Annotated in this window: 13 protein-coding genes; 7 read left to right on the top strand and 6 right to left on the bottom strand. The window is 48.6% G+C overall.

Going from position 1 to position 20,728, the window contains the following annotated elements; genetic code table 11:
* Positions 1 to 279: 279 nt before the first annotated feature.
* From QUA99_RS20985 to QUA99_RS20965, 5 genes are all read right to left on the bottom strand, one after another.
* Positions 280 to 963, bottom strand: a complete 684-nt coding sequence (locus QUA99_RS20985) for a ribonuclease HII (RefSeq protein ID WP_333240277.1) — start codon at positions 961 to 963, stop codon at positions 280 to 282.
* Between the two features lie 2 nt (positions 964 to 965).
* Positions 966 to 3,305: an Rne/Rng family ribonuclease gene (locus QUA99_RS20980; protein ID WP_333240279.1), complete on the bottom strand. Its 2,340-nt coding sequence runs from the start codon at positions 3,303 to 3,305 to the stop codon at positions 966 to 968.
* Positions 3,306 to 3,706: 401 nt separating this feature from the next.
* Positions 3,707 to 3,835, bottom strand: coding sequence for a hypothetical protein (locus QUA99_RS20975; RefSeq protein ID WP_333381732.1), 129 nt, complete (start codon positions 3,833 to 3,835; stop codon positions 3,707 to 3,709).
* Between the two features lie 799 nt (positions 3,836 to 4,634).
* Positions 4,635 to 7,433: a TIGR03960 family B12-binding radical SAM protein gene (locus QUA99_RS20970; protein WP_333240281.1), complete on the bottom strand. Its 2,799-nt coding sequence runs from the start codon at positions 7,431 to 7,433 to the stop codon at positions 4,635 to 4,637.
* Between the two features lie 140 nt (positions 7,434 to 7,573).
* The gene (locus QUA99_RS20965; RefSeq protein ID WP_333240283.1) at positions 7,574 to 7,927 is read right to left on the bottom strand and encodes an STAS domain-containing protein; all 354 of its coding nucleotides are present in this window, start codon (positions 7,925 to 7,927) and stop codon (positions 7,574 to 7,576) included.
* Between the two features lie 382 nt (positions 7,928 to 8,309).
* Here QUA99_RS20965 and QUA99_RS20960 point away from each other — a divergent pair, with 382 nt between their 5' ends.
* The gene (locus QUA99_RS20960) at positions 8,310 to 8,504 is read left to right on the top strand and encodes a hypothetical protein (protein WP_193975465.1); all 195 of its coding nucleotides are present in this window, start codon (positions 8,310 to 8,312) and stop codon (positions 8,502 to 8,504) included.
* Between the two features lie 586 nt (positions 8,505 to 9,090).
* On the opposite strand, the gene QUA99_RS20955 is transcribed toward QUA99_RS20960, so the two are convergent.
* Positions 9,091 to 11,919: a PAS domain S-box protein gene (locus QUA99_RS20955; RefSeq protein WP_333240285.1), complete on the bottom strand. Its 2,829-nt coding sequence runs from the start codon at positions 11,917 to 11,919 to the stop codon at positions 9,091 to 9,093.
* Between the two features lie 1,278 nt (positions 11,920 to 13,197).
* On the opposite strand from QUA99_RS20955, the gene QUA99_RS20950 reads away from it, so the two are divergent.
* The 6 genes from QUA99_RS20950 to argH all read left to right on the top strand — a co-directional run bounded on the left by QUA99_RS20950 (position 13,198) and on the right by argH (position 20,662).
* The gene (locus tag QUA99_RS20950; RefSeq protein WP_333240287.1) at positions 13,198 to 13,923 is read left to right on the top strand and encodes a DUF502 domain-containing protein; all 726 of its coding nucleotides are present in this window, start codon (positions 13,198 to 13,200) and stop codon (positions 13,921 to 13,923) included.
* Positions 13,924 to 14,195: 272 nt separating this feature from the next.
* Positions 14,196 to 14,828 (top strand): transcription antitermination factor NusB, encoded by a 633-nt coding sequence (gene nusB / locus QUA99_RS20945; RefSeq protein WP_333240289.1) that lies wholly within the window; start codon positions 14,196 to 14,198, stop codon positions 14,826 to 14,828.
* 248 nt (positions 14,829 to 15,076) lie between these two features.
* Positions 15,077 to 16,825: a signal recognition particle-docking protein FtsY gene (gene ftsY, locus QUA99_RS20940; protein WP_333240291.1), complete on the top strand. Its 1,749-nt coding sequence runs from the start codon at positions 15,077 to 15,079 to the stop codon at positions 16,823 to 16,825.
* 443 nt (positions 16,826 to 17,268) lie between these two features.
* The gene (locus QUA99_RS20935; protein WP_333240293.1) at positions 17,269 to 18,759 is read left to right on the top strand and encodes a PP2C family protein-serine/threonine phosphatase; all 1,491 of its coding nucleotides are present in this window, start codon (positions 17,269 to 17,271) and stop codon (positions 18,757 to 18,759) included.
* On the top strand, positions 18,749 to 18,988 hold the full coding sequence (locus QUA99_RS20930) for a hypothetical protein (RefSeq protein ID WP_333240295.1): 240 nt from the start codon (positions 18,749 to 18,751) through the stop codon (positions 18,986 to 18,988). Before QUA99_RS20935 ends, QUA99_RS20930 begins: the two co-directional genes overlap by 11 nt.
* Before the next feature lie 288 nt (positions 18,989 to 19,276).
* The gene (gene argH, locus QUA99_RS20925; protein ID WP_333240297.1) at positions 19,277 to 20,662 is read left to right on the top strand and encodes an argininosuccinate lyase; all 1,386 of its coding nucleotides are present in this window, start codon (positions 19,277 to 19,279) and stop codon (positions 20,660 to 20,662) included.
* Positions 20,663 to 20,728: the final 66 nt, after the last annotated feature.

The following is a 20,728-nucleotide window of genomic DNA, read 5'->3' as shown; positions in this document are numbered from 1 at the left end:
TTTCTGCTCCGATTTAACAATTTTTCTTGATTTTACATCATCTTGCATTTGTCTCACATTTATTTGAAATGACTATAACCTATCTTTTTTCCATTCGGGTAAAGCGAATTAGAGATTGAGGTTTACTGCCCTGGGGGCTGATTGTTGTCAAAAAAAAGATAGGTCGAGTGCTTCTTTTATTTTGAATCGCGATGTTTAAAAGAGCGAGCGGGACGATCGCACTCGTGAGATCGCTGATTAACCGGACGCGATGTAACGAGTAATTCTGATTTCTGATAACTATTTTCGACAAGGACTAAAAGATTGTCGGTGAAAGACAGACACACCGCAGCGTTCCAAAGCCAATTTATGTTTTGCTGTTCCATATCCTTTGTTATTTGTCAAGTCATATTCAGGATACTTAACAGCCATCCGCAGGATTAATTCATCGCGCCAAACCTTCGCCACAATACTAGCAGCAGCAATCTGAATCGATCGCGCATCACCCTGGATCATTGTCTCTTGCTCGATCGCCAAATTGGGAATCCTTTGATTCCCGTCAACCAAACACAAATCAGGAGTAACATTCAATTTCAAAATCGCCCGTTTCATCGCCAACAAAGAAGCCTGCAAAATATTGAGGCGATCGATCTCCCGCACCGAAGCCGCACCAATTTGACAGTCAACCGCCACAGCCCGGATTTTCACGGCTAACCGACTCCGGGCTGCGGCACTCAACTGCTTGCTGTCGCGCACCCCGCAACTTGCTAATTCATCGAGAACTTCGTCGGGCAAAATGCAGGCAGCAGCCACTACTGGCCCGAACAAAGCCCCGCGTCCGACTTCATCAACACCCGCAATTACCAGAGGGGAGGAGAGAGAGGGGGAAAGGGGAAGATGGAAAGATGGGAAGAGAGTAAAAATTTCTACTTCTTCCTTCTTTCTGCTTCTTGCTTCCTTCATCTCTCTTCCCTCTTCCTTCATAACTATTCATCCAAAAGGGCAGATGAGCGGCGGCGGCGGCGGCGGTTGATAGCAGGCTCCTCGGGTTCGCTCGATTCGATCGCCTCATGAGATTCGATCTGTTCATAGGATTCGATCGCCTCATGAGATTCGATCTGTTCATAGGATTCGATCGCCTCATGGGACTCGATCTGTTCATAGGATTCGATCGCCTCATGGGACTCGATCTGTTCATAGGATTCGCCCATCACATCGCTGGGTTCCTCCATCCGATCGAAATCATCAGTTTCGTCGATCGAACTCTCGCCATAAATTTGGGCCTCATCATCATCCTCAGAAAAAACAGGCTCAACTACCGACCTTTCTGGATAATAATCCCGTTCCTCAACATTCTGTGCAGGCGTCGTCGCTTCAAATTCAAATTCGAGCTGCTCGAAAGGCGGCTTGTTCGGGGCCGCTCCTGGGAGAGTAACCGAAACGATCGCATTCTTAGGATTTTTCACGCTGCGATCCGTAAGTACCAAAGGAGAAACCCCCATCAGCGCATAAACATCCTGTTCCTCTGGCGTCATTTCCACCGAAATCACCTCTGGAGGCTCCACCATCGGCTTCATCAACTCAGACTTAGCCGGCCGCACGCGATCGAAATCCTCGCGCCTGCCAACAGTCGCCATATTCACCAGCCCGAAGCCCTCCGAAGCGGCTCTGATCCCGGGAGGAGCCAGATACTCAGAGCGCGTATCCGCGACGGGCGCGCTCGAAGTATTCGGCAGCCGCAACTTGCTGCGCACCGGTTCTTCCTCCGCCTGGAGAGCAAAAGGCTCTTCGCCAATCCGGCGGCGGCGGCGGCGTCTCGTTCCGTTCCCCAAATCCTGATAGCTGGGATGGTTGAGCAAGTCCAAAGGCGAGGCGTTGCTGCCGGTCTCAAAATCCAAACTTTCGCTCTGAGGTTCCCAAGCAGCCCGAGCTGGTTCCGGGGGGCGTTCTTCCCGCATCGGTGCAGGAGTTGCAGCCGCCACAGGCGTCAAGCTGCGGCGTTCCAATCCTTCGGGCAAATTCAACAAAACGCGGTTCGACGTAGCAACGGTGCGATCGGCCGATTCCCGCACCGCTGCGGCGAAGTCTTCTTCCCCGGGCAAGTGAACCAGATGACCCAACCCGCTGCAAGTAGGGCAAGTGTGGCCGAACAACTCGTAAATATTTTGACCTTGGCGCTTGCGGGTCAGTTCTACCAATCCCAATTCCGACAGTTGAGCGATTTGCGGCCGAGCTTTGTCAGCTTTGAGAGCTTTATTGAAATGTTCCAGCACCTGTAACTGATCGCGGCGGGATTCCATGTCAATAAAGTCAACAATAATCACCCCGGCAATATTGCGCAACCGCAGTTGTCTAGCAATTTCCGTAGCTGCTTCGCAATTTGTCCAGAGTACCGTTTCCCGAGCCGTCGCCGATCGAGTAAACGAGCCAGAGTTGACATCGATCACCGTCAGCGCCTCAGTCGGCTCGATAATCACATAACCCCCCGAAGGCAAATCCACCCTCGGTCTGAGGGCTTCTCGAATTGCAGCGTTAACGCGGAAAAATTCTAAAATCGAGGCGCGCTCTCGGTGGTGGTCGATCAAAACTCCCGCAGGAAGTTTACCGCCGTTCCAGCTCATCAACTGCTGCTTCACCCGCTTAATTCCATTTTGCGAGTCCACCACAATCCGATTCACGTCACCGCTGAACATATCTCGCAGCACCCGCTGGATAAAATCGTCATCCCGGTTGAGGAGTGCCGGTGCCCGCGAGGTACCGCCTTCGAGTTGAACGGCTTCCCACTGTTTTTGGAGGACTTCCAAATCTTCCATGATGGCTTCTTCAGTCATCCCTTCAGCTTCGGTGCGTACCAGCAGCCCCATCCCCGCCGGTTTCACCAAAACAGCCAGAGCTCTGAGGCGGTTGCGCTCGGCTTCCGACTTGATCCGGCGTGACAGGTTGACTCCCCTGCCGTAGGGCATCAGTACCAAATAGCGGCCCGGCAGGGTAATGTTGCCTGTTAGCCGGGGGCCTTTGCTGCCCGTCGGTTCTTTCATTACCTGTACCACCACTTTCTGCTGGGGGGTCAGGAGTTCTGTTATAGCTCCTGCTGACCGTTTAAGGCGCAGCGGGCCGAGGTCTGTTACGTGCATGAACCCGTTACGTTCGGGGTCGCCAATATTGACGAACGCCGCATCTATCCCGGGGAGTACATTCTCGACAATGCCCAAGTAAATGTCGCTGACTTGGTGGCTGCCTGTGGCTACCACAAGTTCTTGGATTTGATCTTCTGAAAAGACGGCAGCAATGCGATGCTGCTCTGCTATAACTATCTGCTTTGTCATTCAATTTCCTCAAAAAACTGGCAGCAAGTTAGAGACACTTACGCACTCATAGTGCCTCTGACTTTCACTGTAATTAGTAGTAGCTTGAAGAGTTATGAGCTGTGAGTTAGTGCAGGGAGGAAGGAAAGTTAACTGTTGACCGTTCACTGTTAACTGTTGACTGTTCACTGTTAACTGTTACAGATAAAGTAGTTAAACCCGCCCGTACAGAGTTATGAGTTATGCTCAGCAGATAAATCTGAGAGATAGAAATAAGGAGGCTTTTATCGAGTTAGCAATATTGAGATTTGAGTTGATAATTGCGAAATCAAGACTCAAAATTCAACACTTACAACTCTTCCTTTGAACTCAGCGAATAAATTCATTGACACCGTACCAATTTCTTAACACACAACTTAACACTACGAACTGATAACTCCGCTTGCGTGGTGGTTGAGGGTTGGTTGTGAGCGAAAGTAGGTAGGAGTGAAAGCGCCTAGACTTTTGTTGAATTCTTGCGCGATCGCACTCAACACACCCCAGCTTGGCATTCGACTGCAACCTCCGCCCCTGCCAACCCTAAAACCTCGTCAGTCGATTTTAGATTTTAGATTTTAGATTTTAGATTTACTCCACAGCAGAATCTGGGAGCTGGAACTTTAATCTAAAACCTAAAATTTTTGATTCTCCACGACTTAAGTTGAAGGCTTATCTCCGTTTTTTGACGGGTCAGTCGATTTTAGATTTTAGATTTTAGATTTTAGATTTACTCCACAGCAGAATCTGGGAGCTGGAACTTTAATCTAAAATCTAAAATTTTTGATTCTCCACGACTTAAGTTGGGGGCTTATCTCCGTTTTTTGACGGGTCAGTCGATTTTAGATTTTAGATTTTAGATTTTAGATTTACTCCACAGAACAATCTGGGAGCTGGAACTTTAATCTAAAATCTAAAATTTTTGGTTTTCCACGACTTAAGTCGGGGGCTTATCTGCGTTTTTTGACCCGTCAAAAACATCTATTGTTGAATACCCGCTCTGCGGTTTGAACCGTGAGATTTTTGAGTAAGCCGACCACCGACAACCTGTCGAGCGGCCGAAATTAATCGCTAAAGTTGGTTCATGCCGCTCCGGCAGGTTTGGCGCTAGATTTAGCCCGTGAATGTACAACAAAAAGGCTTGAAGTCTTGAACAGAAGCAATTTGCACCCAGCCCGCGTTGCTGGTTGACTCTTAGCGGCGAGCGACTAAAGCGCTCGAGCCGCTGCGGCTTCCATAACAAGCAATTATAGCGTGAACGACACATCCCGATCGAGAGCCGAAGGTGAAATATGCCACCAGAGCTCCCCTATTTTAACCATAACCCAAGATTAGCTGACTGCGCTGAACTTGCAGAAGCTGAATTTCTTGCTGGCTGACTTGTTCGAGCATGAAAACAATATGTTCGGGCTTTAGCAAGTTACCGTCGCTGCGACAACTGCCGGTAAAGCGCAAGACGGCTCTACCTTCGGATTTATTACCAGAGGCAGAGGCAATGCTTTCTGGTTTGGAGTCTTCTACAAGTTCTAGTTTGTGCAGTCGATCGCGCAAATTGACATCCTGAGTCTTTCCCGACTTAGTAGTGTGCACCCGCCAAAAAGCCTCAGTTTGGGCGATCGTCTTGACCCAAGCTTCCCAGTTGGCATCAGGAGCCACGGAGACAGGAGCAGAATTTTCACGGTCTAATTCGCCATTTTCTGTCAACGAGCCCCCTACAGCCACAGCAATCACGTACTCCGCTGCTTCCAACAACTGACTGGCAGAAGGAGCCTTAAGATTGATCGACTCAACCTTGTAAATCGGAATATTTTCTGGCAGCTTAGCGGCCAACTTTTCCCGAAAACTCTCAACATCGATCGGCTCAGTCAGCTCAAAGTCGGCAATTTCCCCAGTGCTGGTAACGCCCAGAGGCAGAGCATTTGCCAGAGAAATCCGAGGGTTCGGGTGAAACCCGCCGGTAAACGAAATCGGCAAATCGGCTCTGCGGACTACTCGATCGAACAATCGGATCAAATCCAAATGACCGACCAAAGCCATATCGCCCACCTTCCCGAACCAAACCCGCAAACGCTGTTTCCGATCCGTATTCGGCACGAACTCCCCAGCAAACTCTGGAATTGGCAGCGCATCCACCACCACATTGTGTCCGAAATCGGTGCCGCAAACCCCGCAGCGCGAACACCCTTCAAAGGAACAGTCGGGAACCGTCGCTGCTTCTAAAGCCTTTTGCAAGTCAATTTTCAGCCAGTTTTTGTCGATCCCCGTGTCTAAATGATCCCAAGGTAAAGGTTGATCGAGAGAGAGGGGGAGATGGGGCGAGGGGGAGAGGGGGAGAGTGGGGGAGGGGGAGAGGGGGAGATCCGGAGACTTGGGAAAATCTTCCTTGATTTCTCTTCCTTCTTCCTTCTTCCTTCTTCCTTCTTCCTTCTCCTTGTCAAAAAGATTCCACTCGCCGCTTTCGACTTGGCGGTATTTCCAGGTAAGGCCCGACTCATCGATCGCCTGAGTCCAAGCTTTGTAAGCCCGATCCAAGCTTTCCCACCACGCATCCATACCCGCGCCAAGTTCCCAAGCGCGGCGGACTACAGCGGCCAAACGCCGATCGCCCCGTCCGACAAAATCCTCCATTGCCGAAATCCGCACATCAGTGTAATTCACCTTGACGCCCCGCATCCCCCGAAACTCTTCCTTCAGGAGTTTTTGCTTGCGGTAAAACTCAGCAGTAGAAACCGAGTGCCACTGAAAAGGAGTGTGAGGCTTAGGCGTAAAATTAGAAATTGTCAAGTTAAAATTCAGTCCCCGCCTGCCATCGATTCTGCATTCCCGGTGCAGCCAGCGGACTGTTTCGGCGATGCCGAGAACATCCAAATCTGTTTCTCCGGGCAAACCGATCATAAAATACAGCTTGATTTTATCCCAGCCGCGATCGACCGCAGTTTTGACACCCCGAAGCAATTCTTCGTTGGTCAAACCTTTGTTAACAATGTCGCGCATCCGCTGAGTACCAGCTTCCGGGGCAAAAGTCAAACCGCCTTGTCGCGTACCGCCGAGAATGTCGGCAATATTATCGTCAAATCTGTCAACTCGCTGGCTGGGTAGAGACAGAGAAATATTTTTATCTTTCAGGCGATTTTTGATTTCCATCCCGACTGCTGGGAGTGCCAGATAATCGGAACAACTGAGGGAAAGCAGGGAAAACTCGCTGTGCCCGGTGGCTTGCATTCCCTGTTCGATCGCCTCTACGACTTGCTGCGGTTCGACATCGCGCGCTGGGCGAGTCAGCATTCCCGGCTGACAGAAGCGACAGCCGCGGGTGCATCCCCGGCGGATTTCTACTGTCAGTCTGTCGTGTACTGTTTGGACGTAGGGAACCAGGCCGATCGAATAAGCTGGTATCGGAGTTGCCACGCGGCGCAGAATTCGTTCTGGAACTTGCGGGCGGTTGGGACGAACAGAACCGTCGGCCGCCATATCGTAGAATTGCGGGACGTAGACGCCTGGAATTTGCGCTAAATCCAGCAGCAATGCTTCTCGGCTCAAATTATTTGTTTTGCCTTCTGCCAAAATCAAGCCAATTTCTGGCAGCAATTCTTCTCCATCTCCCAAAGCGATGAAGTCAAAAAAGTCCGCGTAGGGTTCGGGATTGGAAGTTGCCGTTTGCCCGCCAGCAAAAATCAGCGGCATTTGACCGTTTTGGCGATGGGTCGCTCTTTCTTGCCAAGTTAGGGGAATGCCAGCTAAATCCAGCATTTCCAGAATGTTTGTGGCTCCGAGTTCGTAGCTGAGGCTGAAGCCCAGAATATCAAATTCTGTGAGCGATCGCCTGGATTCTACGGCAAACAGCGGAGTTTTGGTCGATCGCAGTTTTGCTGCCAAGTCTGGTGCGGGCAAATAAGCTCGATCGCACAACTGTCTCGGCCCTGCGTTCAAAATGTTGTAAAGGATGATGTGCCCGAGATTGGAAGCACCAACTTCATACACTTCTGGGTAAGTGAGCACCCAGCGCACAGACGCCGCGTCCCAAGGCTTGTGTGCAGCCCCCAATTCGTTTCCCAGATAACGAGCAGGCTGATTAATTTCTGCTGTAAGTAATTCTTCGACTTTTACTGCCACGGCTCGACTCGCTAAATATCTGCGACTCTTAAGCAGCCTACCTTAAAATCTGCCAACACGCCAACGACAGTCCTTTGTCTTTTCGGGCATTTAACCGAATTTACTCGGTTTTGTTGCTTGTTTTCGCCGAGGAGGCACCTCTAGCAGTGCTGGTTTGCGCAGGAGTTTTCGGCTTCAAAGCTATCGACATTTTCAAAGATCTCAAAAACTCGATCGAGTTGACTGAGTTCCAGAATCATCCTAATCCCGGGGGATACCGAGCAAATACTAAACCTGCGCCCCATTTTTTTCGCCTGCTTCAGGCCCGAAACCAATGCCATCAAACCGGCACTGTCAATAAATTTTACAGCGCCCAAATCTACGAGTACCGCTACAACTCCGGGGGCTGCAATTGCTGTCATTAGTTGCCGTCCGACTTCTGGGCAGGTGGCTGCATTCAAGTGGTCTAGGGGTCGAATCACCGTAATTGGTTTATGGGCAAGAAGTGTCTGCATATGTCAAACCTATGGTTGCTACGTATTTTCAACTACTGTGCTGGACAGGTGTAAGCCTAAACCTACTTAATAACTCTGAGGCTAACTTGCTCTGAGGGAAATCGACCAGTTTTTTCAGTAGTTTTACTGAATCTTTATTTATTGACTCTTTTTTATGAAATTTTGCGCAAGATTTGTGGCGGAAACGTAAGCTACTATACTATTTTTTATTTATGCCAGCAGGTTGAGTCTTGAGAATTCTAAAAATTGCGATCGACTGTCCCCTGGCTGTTAGATAAAAGTGAATAATGTAATTGAAATCACTTGTTAGTTCTGATTTAGATCACGCGCGCGATCTACTGTTCAGATAATAATTAAATTGTACGGAGTTCTCCGAGCTACTATGCAAGCAACCTATGCTATTCGTCATCTTGTAGAAAAAGCCCTCTACATTAAGCAGTTAACGCCTGACATTGAAAACGAAATCAACTACGAGCTCACCCGTTTGGGCTACATCTCGGATATCGATTATGAGGCTTTAGAGTTATTAATGGATGAAATGGATGCCGGCCGGGTGCAACTGGTATCTAGTCGATAGTTGAAACCAGGCCCCAGAAAAATCCAAGAGCGACACAAAATCCTTGTAGGGCGGGAAATAGAGGAGTGCCAGAAGCATGGGCCCCGATGCGGAATTTTTCAATTGAAGCACGTATTTGCTGAACTTGATATTTGAGGAGATAAAGTTAAGGACGATCGTCCCTGCATCTCATACAATTTTAGATTTTAGATTTTAGATTTTAGATTAAAGAATTGAAGAAGTGGGACTACTGATGACCACGAATTTCAAAGGTGGTACCCGCCACGTGATTTATCCGTGGAATCAATCCAAAATCGAAAATCGAAAATCCTCAAGCCCCCGCATTGATCTGGCGCAAGTCAATCTAAAATCTAAAATCTAAAATCTAAAATCGATTGACACTGCTATCAGTATCAAAAACTACCGACTATGAGCTAAATTAAATTTATAACTGTTGGGGCTTGACAAATTAGCTACTCTTCTGATTCATACTAAAAAAAACGTTTTTCTGCTTAATTGTCCGATCGCTCGAATGCAAGAAAATTGGTTTGCAGTCACGACCTCCCTCCTCAAAGTTTGCAAACGCATTAAATCTAAAATCTAAAATCTAAAATTTAAAATCGTTCGATCGCATCGCCAAACTTCCCACCACCGCCACCAACTCAGCAGGATCGAGAGGCTTGGACACGTGAATTTGAAAACCCTCCCGCAGCGCCCGTACCCGTTCCTCTACCCTGCCGCCACCTGTGAACGCCACCGCCGGAATTTCCCTCCTCACCGCGATCGATCGCACTTGCCGGAGGATCTCGTTTCCACCGGGGGCCTGCATCCCCATATCGATCGCCAACACATCCGGATTCAGCCTTTCAATCGCCTCCAGGGCTTCCAATCCCGACCTAGCGGTCTCCACCTGGGCCCCGCAATCTTCGAGCACTGTACAGGCAAAATCCAGGGAATCCGCATCGATATCTACCACCAACACCCGCACTCCAGAAAGATTGCTGCTGACAAAAGACTGCTTTACAGGGGCTCGCGCCTTGCTTTGAGGAAGGGCAAACTCCCCGAGTCCGGCAACAGAAAATCTGCCGTCGCAATGAAGCTGTTGAATTGGCAATCTCACCAAAAACCTCGATCCTTCTCCCTTCCCGGCCGATGCCGCTTGCACCGTCCCTCCGTGCATTTCCACAAAATGGCGCACTAGCGCTAAACCCAAACCCAATCCGTTGTACGATCGCCTTGTAGAGCTGTCAGCTTGGCTGAACCGATCGAAAACGTGCGGCAAAAACTCTTCTGAAATTCCTTGTCCCGTGTCGCTGACCTCAATTTCCACACTAGCGGGCGACAATTTTTTACAGCAAGCGGATTCCTCACCGGCAAAAGTCCTCTCCATCTTTCGCACCGCCACCCTCACCTGTCCGCCATCGGGAGTAAACTTAATCGCATTCGACAGCAAATTCCACCCTACCTGCTGCAAGCGACCGGAATCGGCAAAAATCCGCCCCGCATTTGGGTCGAAATCCGTCACAATTTCAATATTTTTGGCGGCAATCGCGGGCGCGAGAGTATCGATCGCAGCCTCAACAGTCGAAATCACATCTACCCACCGCAAATTCAGCGACAGTTTCCCGCTAATAATCTGCGACACGTCCAACAAATCCTCGATCGCAGTTGCCAGCGATCTTGTATTGCGGTCGATCGTTTCGAGAGCCCGAACAGTCGTTTTTTCGTCAAACTTGCGGTTTCGCAGCAGTTGCGCCCATCCCAGCATTGCATTCAGCGGCGTCCGCAATTCGTGGGACAAAGTTCCCAGAAACTCGTCTTTAATCCGGTTCACCCGCGCTAATTCCTGGGCTCGATCGTGCAGTGCTCTTTCCAATTGCTTGCCAACCGTCAAATCGATAATAAAAGCCACCAATTCTTGACGCTTTTCGCCCAGCAAAACATATGCGATCAGCACCGGAATCCGGCTGCCGTCTCCCCTCCAGTATTCCTTTTCGTAGGGAATGCAAACCCCCGTTGCTTGTGCCTCTGCAATCCCCTTTTCGTCGAGAGACTGGTACTCCGGCGGCGTGATGTCAATCGAGTTTAATTTCCTGCGCTGCAACTGTTCCCGCGTGTAACCAATTATCCGCAAAAATTCATCGTTTGCCTCGATGATAGCGCCGTTAACATCCCCGAAGATAATTCCTATCAAGTTAGCTTCTGCCAACATTCTCAGCTTTTCTTCGCTAACTTTGAGTGCAGCTTCTGTTTGCTTGCGCTCGCTAACGTCTTGGATGTAAGCCGACAAACCAGAATCGGAAGGATAAAAACGCACCTTCAACCACTTATCCCACAACGGCACGAATTCTTCATACTCGACCGTTACCTTTTCTGCTACTGCTTTGGCAGCCATTTTGTAAAACGGTAAATCTACAGCCCAGGGAAATATATCCCAAATTTTTTTACCAATCAGTTCTGCTTTTGGTCTGCCTAAAAGCTCAATAGCTTTGTAGTTTATATAGGTATAGTTCCAATTTAAATCTACCGCGATAAAAGCATCAGTAATGCTTTCGAGAATATTAGTAATTCGATCGTTTGCCGATTGCAGCGCTTTAGCTGTATCTTCTGCTTGCAACCGGGCTGCTTGTTCGCGGGACAAAGCGGCAGCGCATTCTTGTTCTGCTTGTTTTCGATCGCTAATATCAATGTAAGAACCGATGTAACCTGCAAAAGTGCGATCGGGCCTGTACCGGGGTACGCCCGTACCCAAAACCCAGCGGTATTCCCCGTCATAGCGTCTCAGGCGGCATTCGATCCGGTACTCGGTGCGATCGTCGAAGGCTTTTTGGTAAATATCCAGATATTCTGGTAAGTCATCGGGGTGCAAGCTTTCCATCCAACCCTTGCCCATTTCTTGCGCCAAAGTTCTACCGGTAAACTCCAGCCAAACTTTGTTAAAGTAATCGCCAAATTGGTCGGCGTCCGACATCCAAATCATCACCGGTGCGGTATCTGCCATAGTCCGAAATCGACCTTCGCTTTCCTGCTGCTGTGCTTCGGCTTGCTTGCGATCGATCCGTTCTTGAACCTCCCGCATGGCCCGCTGAATCGAGGGAACCAGGCGTATCAAACGGCGTTTGAGAACATAATCAGTAGCGCCGCTTTTCAAAGTTTCGATCGCCACTTCCTCGCCCAAAGTAGCCGACACAAAAATAAACGGCACTCCCGGACAAGTAGCGCGGGCGATTTCCAGCGCCGCTATCCCGTTAAAACAAGGCAGCATATAATCTGCCAAAATAATGTCAAAACTGTGTTTTTCCAGGGCAGCGGTAAAGTCTTCCCGAGTTTCCACACACAGGAGAGAAAATTCCAGACCGCCATCTATTAGATATGCCTCAATCAGTTCGGCATCTGGGGGACTGTCTTCTACTAAGAGGATATTGAGCTTTGTCACAAAAATTCCTTTTACTTAAATATTAGTTTTCAGACACAGAACATACTTGGGCAGCGACTTGTTAAGTCCGGTCCAAAAAAGTCTTGCGTGTTGAATCGCATCAAAAAATGTAAAAATCAATTGGTTTTATAAGTTGAGCATTCACATCTCTATCCTAACTTCTAATCAAGTCTTTTGCTGCTTGCATCTAGGTGAATCCCCTGTCTGACTTGATTGCCTGCTGCCTTTGCTTTTCCTTCTCTTTCGCCTGCTTTCCATCAATCCGCACCGCTGGAGCCTTGCTTGTGGGAAGCAGTTTAACTATACCCTGCCGCACAAATAGTCTAACACTTTCTGCTAGAAACAACTTGCTATTTAGTAATTTATCTCGCTTGCTACTAATTACTGCTACCTCGTTTGGCAGATTATTTTTTATGTAGTGATGCTAGAGTTAATTTTATATTGCTTGACCGCTCCTCTCAAGCTCAAATTCGCTTGAATTGTGCCCTTATTTCCTGCATTTCGCTCGCGTCAAAAAAAGTCAAAGTTGCTGGTCTGTCTGTTTTACTGTTTGCCAGATTTGCCTACCGTGCAACAGTTGAAACCGGGGGAACATTTGGCTTGTCTATCGCCTTCGCTCTCCCAAAGTCCCTATTTATATACTAATAATAGGGGCCGCTTTGAATCTATCTAAAGATATATTGTTGGCTTGATAGTGAACTCAACCTGCACAGATTCTGCATTGAGGCAGGTGAATTCCGGACAAGTGCGATCGGGAACAATTCTCAACAAGCCTTTTCTCAACAGTCTTTCGGGCCTGTGAAACGAGAAAATCCATCTCCTGTGGAACAGACCGGAAAGCCTGTTATTGATAACGGTGCAAAATATGAGTTACAACGAAGTGCGACCCAGCTTAAAATCTGAGAAAGCTCGATCGACCAATTAATTTCCCAGACAAATCACAGAAAATTTCCTCTGGAGTGGCTGCACTTCCACTCTCAGGCAGCCTCTGACCGATCGGCTTATTGGTTGAGTTCGAGCCAAACTGTCTTAAAATATACAAGAGGGCTCGCTGTTGCACAGCCCGCATATATTAAAACCAAGCGCCAACTTGCAATAATTCTTTAAAATATAGGTACAGCATCGGCGATCCTTAACTCTTGCCCGTCAGAAAGGGTAGAGTTTAGCAGACATTGAAGACGATCGTCTGTGGTGACTTCCAGTAAAGCCCGTGCAGTTGCTTTAGTCTCAGGTTTATTCAGGTTATTGGCAACCAGTTACGAGGAGATTTGACCCGCCGTGCTCCAACGCATCAAACAAGACTTAAAAAACGACCTGATCGCAGGTCTGCTGGTAGTGATACCCTTAGCTACCACCATCTGGCTGACAATTACCGTCGCCAGTTGGGTGATCAATTTTCTCACCAAAATTCCCAAGCAGATCAACCCTTTTGACGGACTCAACCCGATTTTGGTGAATCTGCTAAATCTCTTAGTAGGGCTGGCTGTACCCCTGCTGAGCATTTTAGTCATCGGTTTAATGGCCCGCAACATTTTTGGCAAGTGGCTGCTAGATTTTGGCGAACGGCTGTTGCAGGCAATTCCCCTAGCCGGTTCGGTTTACAAAACTCTCAAACAACTGCTGGGAACCATCCTCAAGTCAAATGATAAATTTCGCCGCGTGGTGTTAGTGGAATATCCCCGCCGGGGAATCTGGACTTTAGCATTTGTGACCGGCACGCTCAATAATAACGATATCCCGCCTCACCTTTCCAGCGAAACCCCGATCGGCATTTTCATCCCCACCACTCCCAACCCCACCACCGGATGGTACGCTATAGTCCCGGAGGCAGATTTAGTCAATGTGTCAATGTCGATCGAAGATGCCTTTAAAGTCATCATCTCTGGCGGCATCGTCAACCCCAACAACTCAATTGCAGTCATCAGCGACAAACCCACGGGCAAAACACTCGAACCCTTGGTATCCGAATCAAGATACCAGGCTGTTCCAGTCGAAGAAGAGTGAACCAAGACATTTTTAGCGGCCCGTAAGACCGTGTAAACTTTCCCCATAGCAGATAATATTTCGACAAAACCAGCCCAAACCGAGAAAGCCTATACTCAGAAACCCGGTTTCTAGCATAAATCTTGGGTTTGACAGTGAAGTATCTGTAAACTAGCCGCCGCTGGTGAGTCAGACGGCTGGTCTTGTACCGCTTTTAGTCGAGTTTTCTGCTAAAGTTCAAGTCCGCGCGCGATCGAAAAACTTCCTAACTTCCCAATTCCTATCTAAAAACTATGAAAAAAGCCCGCGAAACAGCACGCGAACTCGCACTCCTCGGCATCAGCCAACTGCCGGCGAATCCAGAACTCTTAGAAGCCAAGAAACTGCAAGATGTCCTCCTCGCCGCCATCCGCACCCTGACAGCAGAAGTTCAAGAAGCCCTAGAAACAGCAGCATCTGAAGTGCAGCGGAGTAGCGACAAACTGCTTGCCAGCGAAATCCGCGCCGCCGATATACAAAGTGCTAGAACAATGGTGCGGGAAGCAGTCGAACTCACCCAAACCGCAATCAACCGTCTCGGTTCAGCAATGGAGTTTCCAGAACTGATCCAGCTAGCCAACCAGCAAGATGTCCGCACCTATGCTTTGCAAATCCTGACGAAAGTCAGCGCCAACCGCCCTCAAATTGACGAATTGCTCTCGGAAGCGCTGGTAGACTGGCAAATAGAACGGTTGCCCCGGATCGATCGAGATATCATGAGAATCGCCATCGCCGAAATGCTATATCTCGGCTTACCCGAACAAGTCAGCGTCAACGAAGCCGTCCAACTCGCAAAACGCTACAGCGGTGACGAAGGACATCGCTTCATCAACGGAGTCCTCCGCCGAGTAGTCGATAAAATCAACGCAGAAGTTATTAGTCAGTAGTCGATAGTCAGCAGTCATTAGTCATCAGTCATTGGTCAATAGCGATCGGCAATCTGCGATCGGCAATCCGCTCTACACTAAGAACTGATGACTAATGACTATAGTCCTGGACGCACGGGTAGTCAGAAACCGGGTTTTTTACGAAAATCCTTCGTTATAGTCCACAGTAAGATAAAAAACCCGGTTTCTCTGGCCTTAAGGCGTCCAGGACTGGACTAATAACTCTTCTCTATTCCCCATTTACTTCTATGGTTTTTAATTGGTTTCGTCGCCAGTACAGCGAAAGCGAATCTTCCGAAAAAGATACACCCGAACAAACTCAAGATGAGTCTGCAAAATCCGCACCGGTTGAGCCTCAAACAGATACAGCAGCAGATTCAAGTTCCCCCGCTGTAGCCGAAGATTATCTCAATTGGGCGAAAGCTGCTTACAAAAATATTCAAAAACAGCAAAAACCCGAAACAGAAGTTGCCGAAACAGCAGCGGCTGAAGTTCCAGCAGCCGAAACAGAAATCGCGACAGTTCCAGAAGTTGCAGAAGCGGCGGCTGTTGAAGCAACGGAGACGATCGAACTTGAAGCAGCACCAACTGTTGCAGAAGTTCCAGAAGTTGCAGCACCAGCAACAGTTGAAGCTACCGAGGCGGTAGAAACCGATGCAGCTAACCAAGTAAAAATTCCAGAAACTCTGCAACCAAAAGCCGGGGCGATCGACATTGCACCTATAGCTCAACAATTAGAAGTTACAGCAGAAAATATAGAAATTGCCGAACCTGCAACGCAGGTGGTAGAAACCGAATCACTCGCATCCGACGGCGAAGCAGCCGAAGCCCTGCCGTTTTGGGCAAGAGCTCAAGCCGATCGCATGGAGCGCATCGAACGCCTCAAAGAAACAGCCCTTGAAGAACCAGAAGTAATTGCAGCCGCCGCCGAGAGAGCCGCAATTATCGAAGAAATTCCCGGTTTCGCCTTTGACGAAGGCTTCCTGTGGTCATCAGAAATCTTAGCCAGTCAAGGCCGCCGGCCAGACCAAGTATCCGTCGAGGAAATCACTTGGCTGCAAAAACTGCGCCAAGGCTTAGAAAGAACGCGCCGCAGTTTAATTAATCGACTAAAGGCGATCGTCGGTCAAGGCCCGCTCAATCAAGACGCGGTAGCCGAAATTGAGACTTTGCTGCTGCAAGCCGATGTCGGAGTCGCAGCCACCGACATCATTATCAGTCGCCTCCAAGAAAGACTCACACAAGAAGTGCTGCCGCCAGAACAGGCTCTAGCCTACCTCAAAACTATCCTGCGCGATATTCTGGACGCTCCCTGTGCCGAAACCGCCGCCGGTAATCCCGCCTACAGCCTGACATTTGCCCCGGAAAAAGATACTTTTAACATCTGGTTGATTGTAGGAGTCAACGGTGCGGGAAAAACTACGACGATCGGCAAACTAGCGCACATTGCTCAAAAATCCGGCTACAAAACCCTAATTGCCGCCGCCGACACTTTCCGCGCCGCCGCCGTCGAACAGGTGAAAGTTTGGGGTTCCCGCAGCGGCGTCGAAATTATTGCCAACCCAGGGAAAAATACCGATCCGGCTGCTGTCGTGTTTGATGCGATCGCCGCCGCCACCGCCCGAGGCACAGAACTGCTGATCGTAGACACCGCAGGCCGCCTGCAAAACAAAAAAAACCTGATGGACGAATTAAGTAAAATCCGTCGCATTGTAGATAAGAAAGCCCCAGGCGCTACCGTAGAATCTCTACTGGTGTTGGATGCCACACTGGGTCAAAATGGTTTGCGACAGGCAGAAGTGTTCGCAGAATCAGCAAAATTAAGCGGAGTAGTATTGACAAAACTCGACGGTTCTGCTAAAGGTGGTGTTGCCCTAGCAGTAGTGCAGCAGCTCGGTCTGCCAATCCGGTTTATTGGAGTCGGGGAAAGCATCGAAGACTTGCGCCCGTTTTCTAGTTACGAATTTGTCGAAGCCCTACTCGATTTTAGATTTTAGATTTTAGATTTTAGATTGATGAGGTATCTGTGGTCGTCCCAATTTTAGGAGGCGGATACAGAGGTTCAAAATCTCAAATCCTGAACCTTAAACTAGCATCGCAGGACTTGCGCCGATCGCCACCGAGTGGCGAGTAAAAAACTAAATATCTAGAAACAATACCTTCGCCCTGTTCTTGCTTAGTTGGGATAAAAGCGCGATCGACACCCAACAAACGATTAAAAAATTGGCGATTTTAGATTTGAGATGCGAGCAAAAATCTGCAATTTTTTAATTTAAAATCTCAAATCTAAAATTGATGCTGTTGGGTCAAGTTCCCCTACTGCCCAACCTACCTGCTCAACCCAAACTACTTGCTCGAAAAAAAACCGGGTTTTGTTCAAGTGGCGCGTAAGTCCTCAATCATTCCTCCTCGTTCTAAGATCGAAAATCACAAATCTAAAATGACTGCTGTGCCTTTGCCTCGCTCCTCACCTCAACCTGCTGACCGCCCTTCGGGTCGCAATTCTACCGACGCGACGCCAGTATTTGCCCTCAAAGAACTGGTGGCGCGCTTGCACCGATACCAGCACAACGTTCAAGATATGTTGGGTTCGCTGGGATTTGCCCTGCGCAGTTTTAACAATCTCAACCAATTTTTGGAGTTGGTGCCTTTGGTGGCGACTCGCGTTACCGATGCCGACGGCGGAGCTTTGGTACTGTTCAAACCTAACGGTCAAGTCAGGTTCCAGCAGTTGCACTGTCACGAAGGACGACAGTGCCAAGATATGCGAAAAGCGCTGGAAATAGCCACCAGACAAGCGACAGCAGGTGCTAACGGCGGTGCTGCTGAATCTTTTTCCGAAACCTCTGGGCACACCTCTAGTCTCGACTTGCAAGTGGGCCGTTATTTGGGCCCGGACGTTCATTTGTTTGGTGCGCCAATTTTAGTCAACAATTTGGAACGCGGACGGCTTTATGTTTTTAGCAGTGACCCACAATATGTGTGGACTCCCGGCAGACAGAAATTAGTTCGGTTGGTGGCAGATCAAACTGCGGTGGCAATATGCAAAGACGAACTTACTGTTAAGTTGGCTGAAAAAGAACGCTTAGACAGAGAGTTAGAAATCGGGGCGGAAATTCAATTGCGGCTGCAACCCCGCAGTTGTCCGAAAATTCCCGGTGTTGACGTGGCCGCCCGCTGCCAAACTGCTAGCAGAGTCGGCGGAGATTATTATGATTTTATTCCCGCTGACTATGACCCGATCGGCAAGGAGGATGAGGTGGAACACCCCCCATCGCTGATTAAAAATCTCAAGTCAAAAATCGACAAGGGCCGCTGGAGCATTGTGATCGGCGACGTGATGGGCAAAGGAGTGCCGGCTGGCCTGCTGATGACGATGACGCGGGGTATGCTGCGGGCGGAGGTTTTGAACCGCCACTCGCCTTCGAGAATTTTGCAACATTTAAACCGGGTTATGCACGCGGATTTGGAAAATTCCCACCGTTTTGTGACTCTGTTTTATTCGGAGTACGACCCGAAAACTCGCGTTTTGTCTTACAGCAATGCAGCTCACCACCCGCCTTTGCTTTGGCAAGCTGCAACTAATTCGATTCTTCAACTCGATACTTTGGAGGGAATGTTAATTGGCCTGGATGCTGATTCGCACTACCAAGAAGCAAGCGTGCAATTGCAGCCAGGAGATACGATTATTTACTACACAGACGGATTTACCGATGCTGCCAATCAAAGGGGCGATCGGTTTGATGAGGATAACTTGACCTCGGCTTTTCAGTGGGCCTGTCAGAATTATCAGCAGTCTGAAGAAATTTTGGATTATTTGTTCGATCGGGTTCACCAGTTTATCGGCATCGGCAATCGCAACGAAGATGACATGACGCTGGTTGTACTTAGGGTAACACCTTTAGCAGGAGAAAATCACCATGATAGTTAATTTAATCCCGGAAATTACTGCTGGATTAACCAGTTCGATTAATTGGAACGATGTCGCTCACGTGGTAGTTTTGAAATCTCATTTGATCTCGACGGTGCTTTTGGGTCAAAGTTACGACATTTTTACTAATTTCCAGAAAGCTTGGAACAATTTTGTTTCGACTGGTCAAATAGGAGCTTTTTTTATAGGTATTTTTGTTGGCTGGTTCTTTAAAGGGATTTTTCGTTAGAGTTATTGTCGCGGAAGCTATCGGAAACGGATTTAAAAGGTTTGTAGCCCAAACTTCACTTCTTTCTGATACAGCAAAAGTTTCACAATTTTGTAGTCAAGACTTCAGTTTTTTCGGGTCAAAAGATGTATAAAAACTTTGTAGTCAGGAGTTGAGTTTTTTCTGACAGAATTTGGGATGGAGGATTAAAGTCCCGACTACAAACCGGAGGAAGGATTAAAGTCCCGACTACAAACCGGTTTTTATAGACTTCTGCAACAGAGATATAATCTAGTTTTAGCTTGAGCAATGACAACACAACAAAAAACTTGGAGTCAAAGATTTGAATCGGCGCTGCACCCGGCGATCGCCCGATTTAATGCTAGTATTGGCTTCGATATTGAATTGATTGAGCATGACTTGACTGGTTCTGTCGCTCACGCTAAAATGCTGGCAAAAACGGGGATTATTTCCGCAGCAGAAGGCGAACAGTTAGTCAATGGTTTGGAACAGATCCGCCGCGAATACCGCCAAGGACTTTTTGTTCCGGGAGTTGATGCAGAAGACGTTCACTTCGCTGTAGAAAAGCGGCTGACGGATATCGTGGGAGATGCGGGGAAAAAGTTGCACACGGCCCGATCGCGCAACGATCAAGCCGGCACCGATACTCGCTTGTATTTGCGCGATCGCATCGGAGAAATTCGCGAGCAATTGCGGGAATTTCAAGGGGTTTTGCTCGATCTTGCCGATCGTCACGTGGAAACTTTAATTCCCGGTTACACTCATTTGCAGCGCGCTCAGCCGATCAGTTTGGCTCATTACCTGTTAGCTTATTTTGAAATGACCGATCGCGATTGGGAACGTCTCGGCGATATCTGCAAGCGGGTGAATGTTTCGCCTTTGGGTTGCGGCGCGCTGGCGGGGACGACTTTCCCGATCGACCGACATTATACGGCAGAACTATTGCATTTTGACAAGGTTTATGCTAATAGCTTAGATGGAGTGAGCGATCGAGACTTTGCGATCGAATTTCTCGCTGCTGCCAGCTTGATTATGGTACACCTGAGCCGCTTGTCAGAAGAAATGATTTTGTGGTCTGCTCACGAATTTGGATTTATTACGCTCAAAGATAGCTGCGCGACGGGTTCTAGCATCATGCCCCAGAAAAAAAATCCCGACGTGCCGGAGTTGGTGCGGGGCAAAGCGGGGCGGGTGTTCGGTCACTTGCAAGCCTTGTTGGTAGTAGTGAAGGGACTTCCTTTGGCCTACAACAAAGATTTACAAGAAGATAAAGAGGCTTTGTTTGATACCGTGAGAACGGTACAGGCTTGCTTGGAAGCAATGACCATTTTGTTGCGCGAAGGAATCGAGTTTAATGGCGATCGCCTCGCTGCGGCTGTTACGGAAGACTTTTCTAACGCTACAGACGTAGCCGACTACTTGGCCGCCAAAGGCGTTCCCTTCCGGGAAGCTTACAACCTTGTCGGCAAAGTCGTCAAAACTTGCCTTTCGGGGGGCAAACTCCTCAAAGATTTGACACTTGAGGAGTGGAAAGACTTGCACCCAGCCTTTGAGACAGACATTTACAGCGCGATCGCACCTCAGCAAGTAGTGGCGGCTCGCAATAGTTACGGGGGTACCGGGTTTGAACAAGTGAGAAAATCACTTATCGCTGCGCGCGATCGGATCGCCTAAACATCGTTGAATTATTGGACAAATTCCGGCTGGCTATCTCTACGAAAGAACGATCGTGTTTTCCAC

It is taken from the genome of Microcoleus sp. F10-B2 (genome assembly GCF_036704965.1).
GTDB lineage: Bacteria > Cyanobacteriota > Cyanobacteriia > Cyanobacteriales > Microcoleaceae > Microcoleus.
The sequence above is the reverse complement of the archived record's forward strand: the minus strand, read 5'-3'. Positions and strand labels throughout refer to the sequence as shown.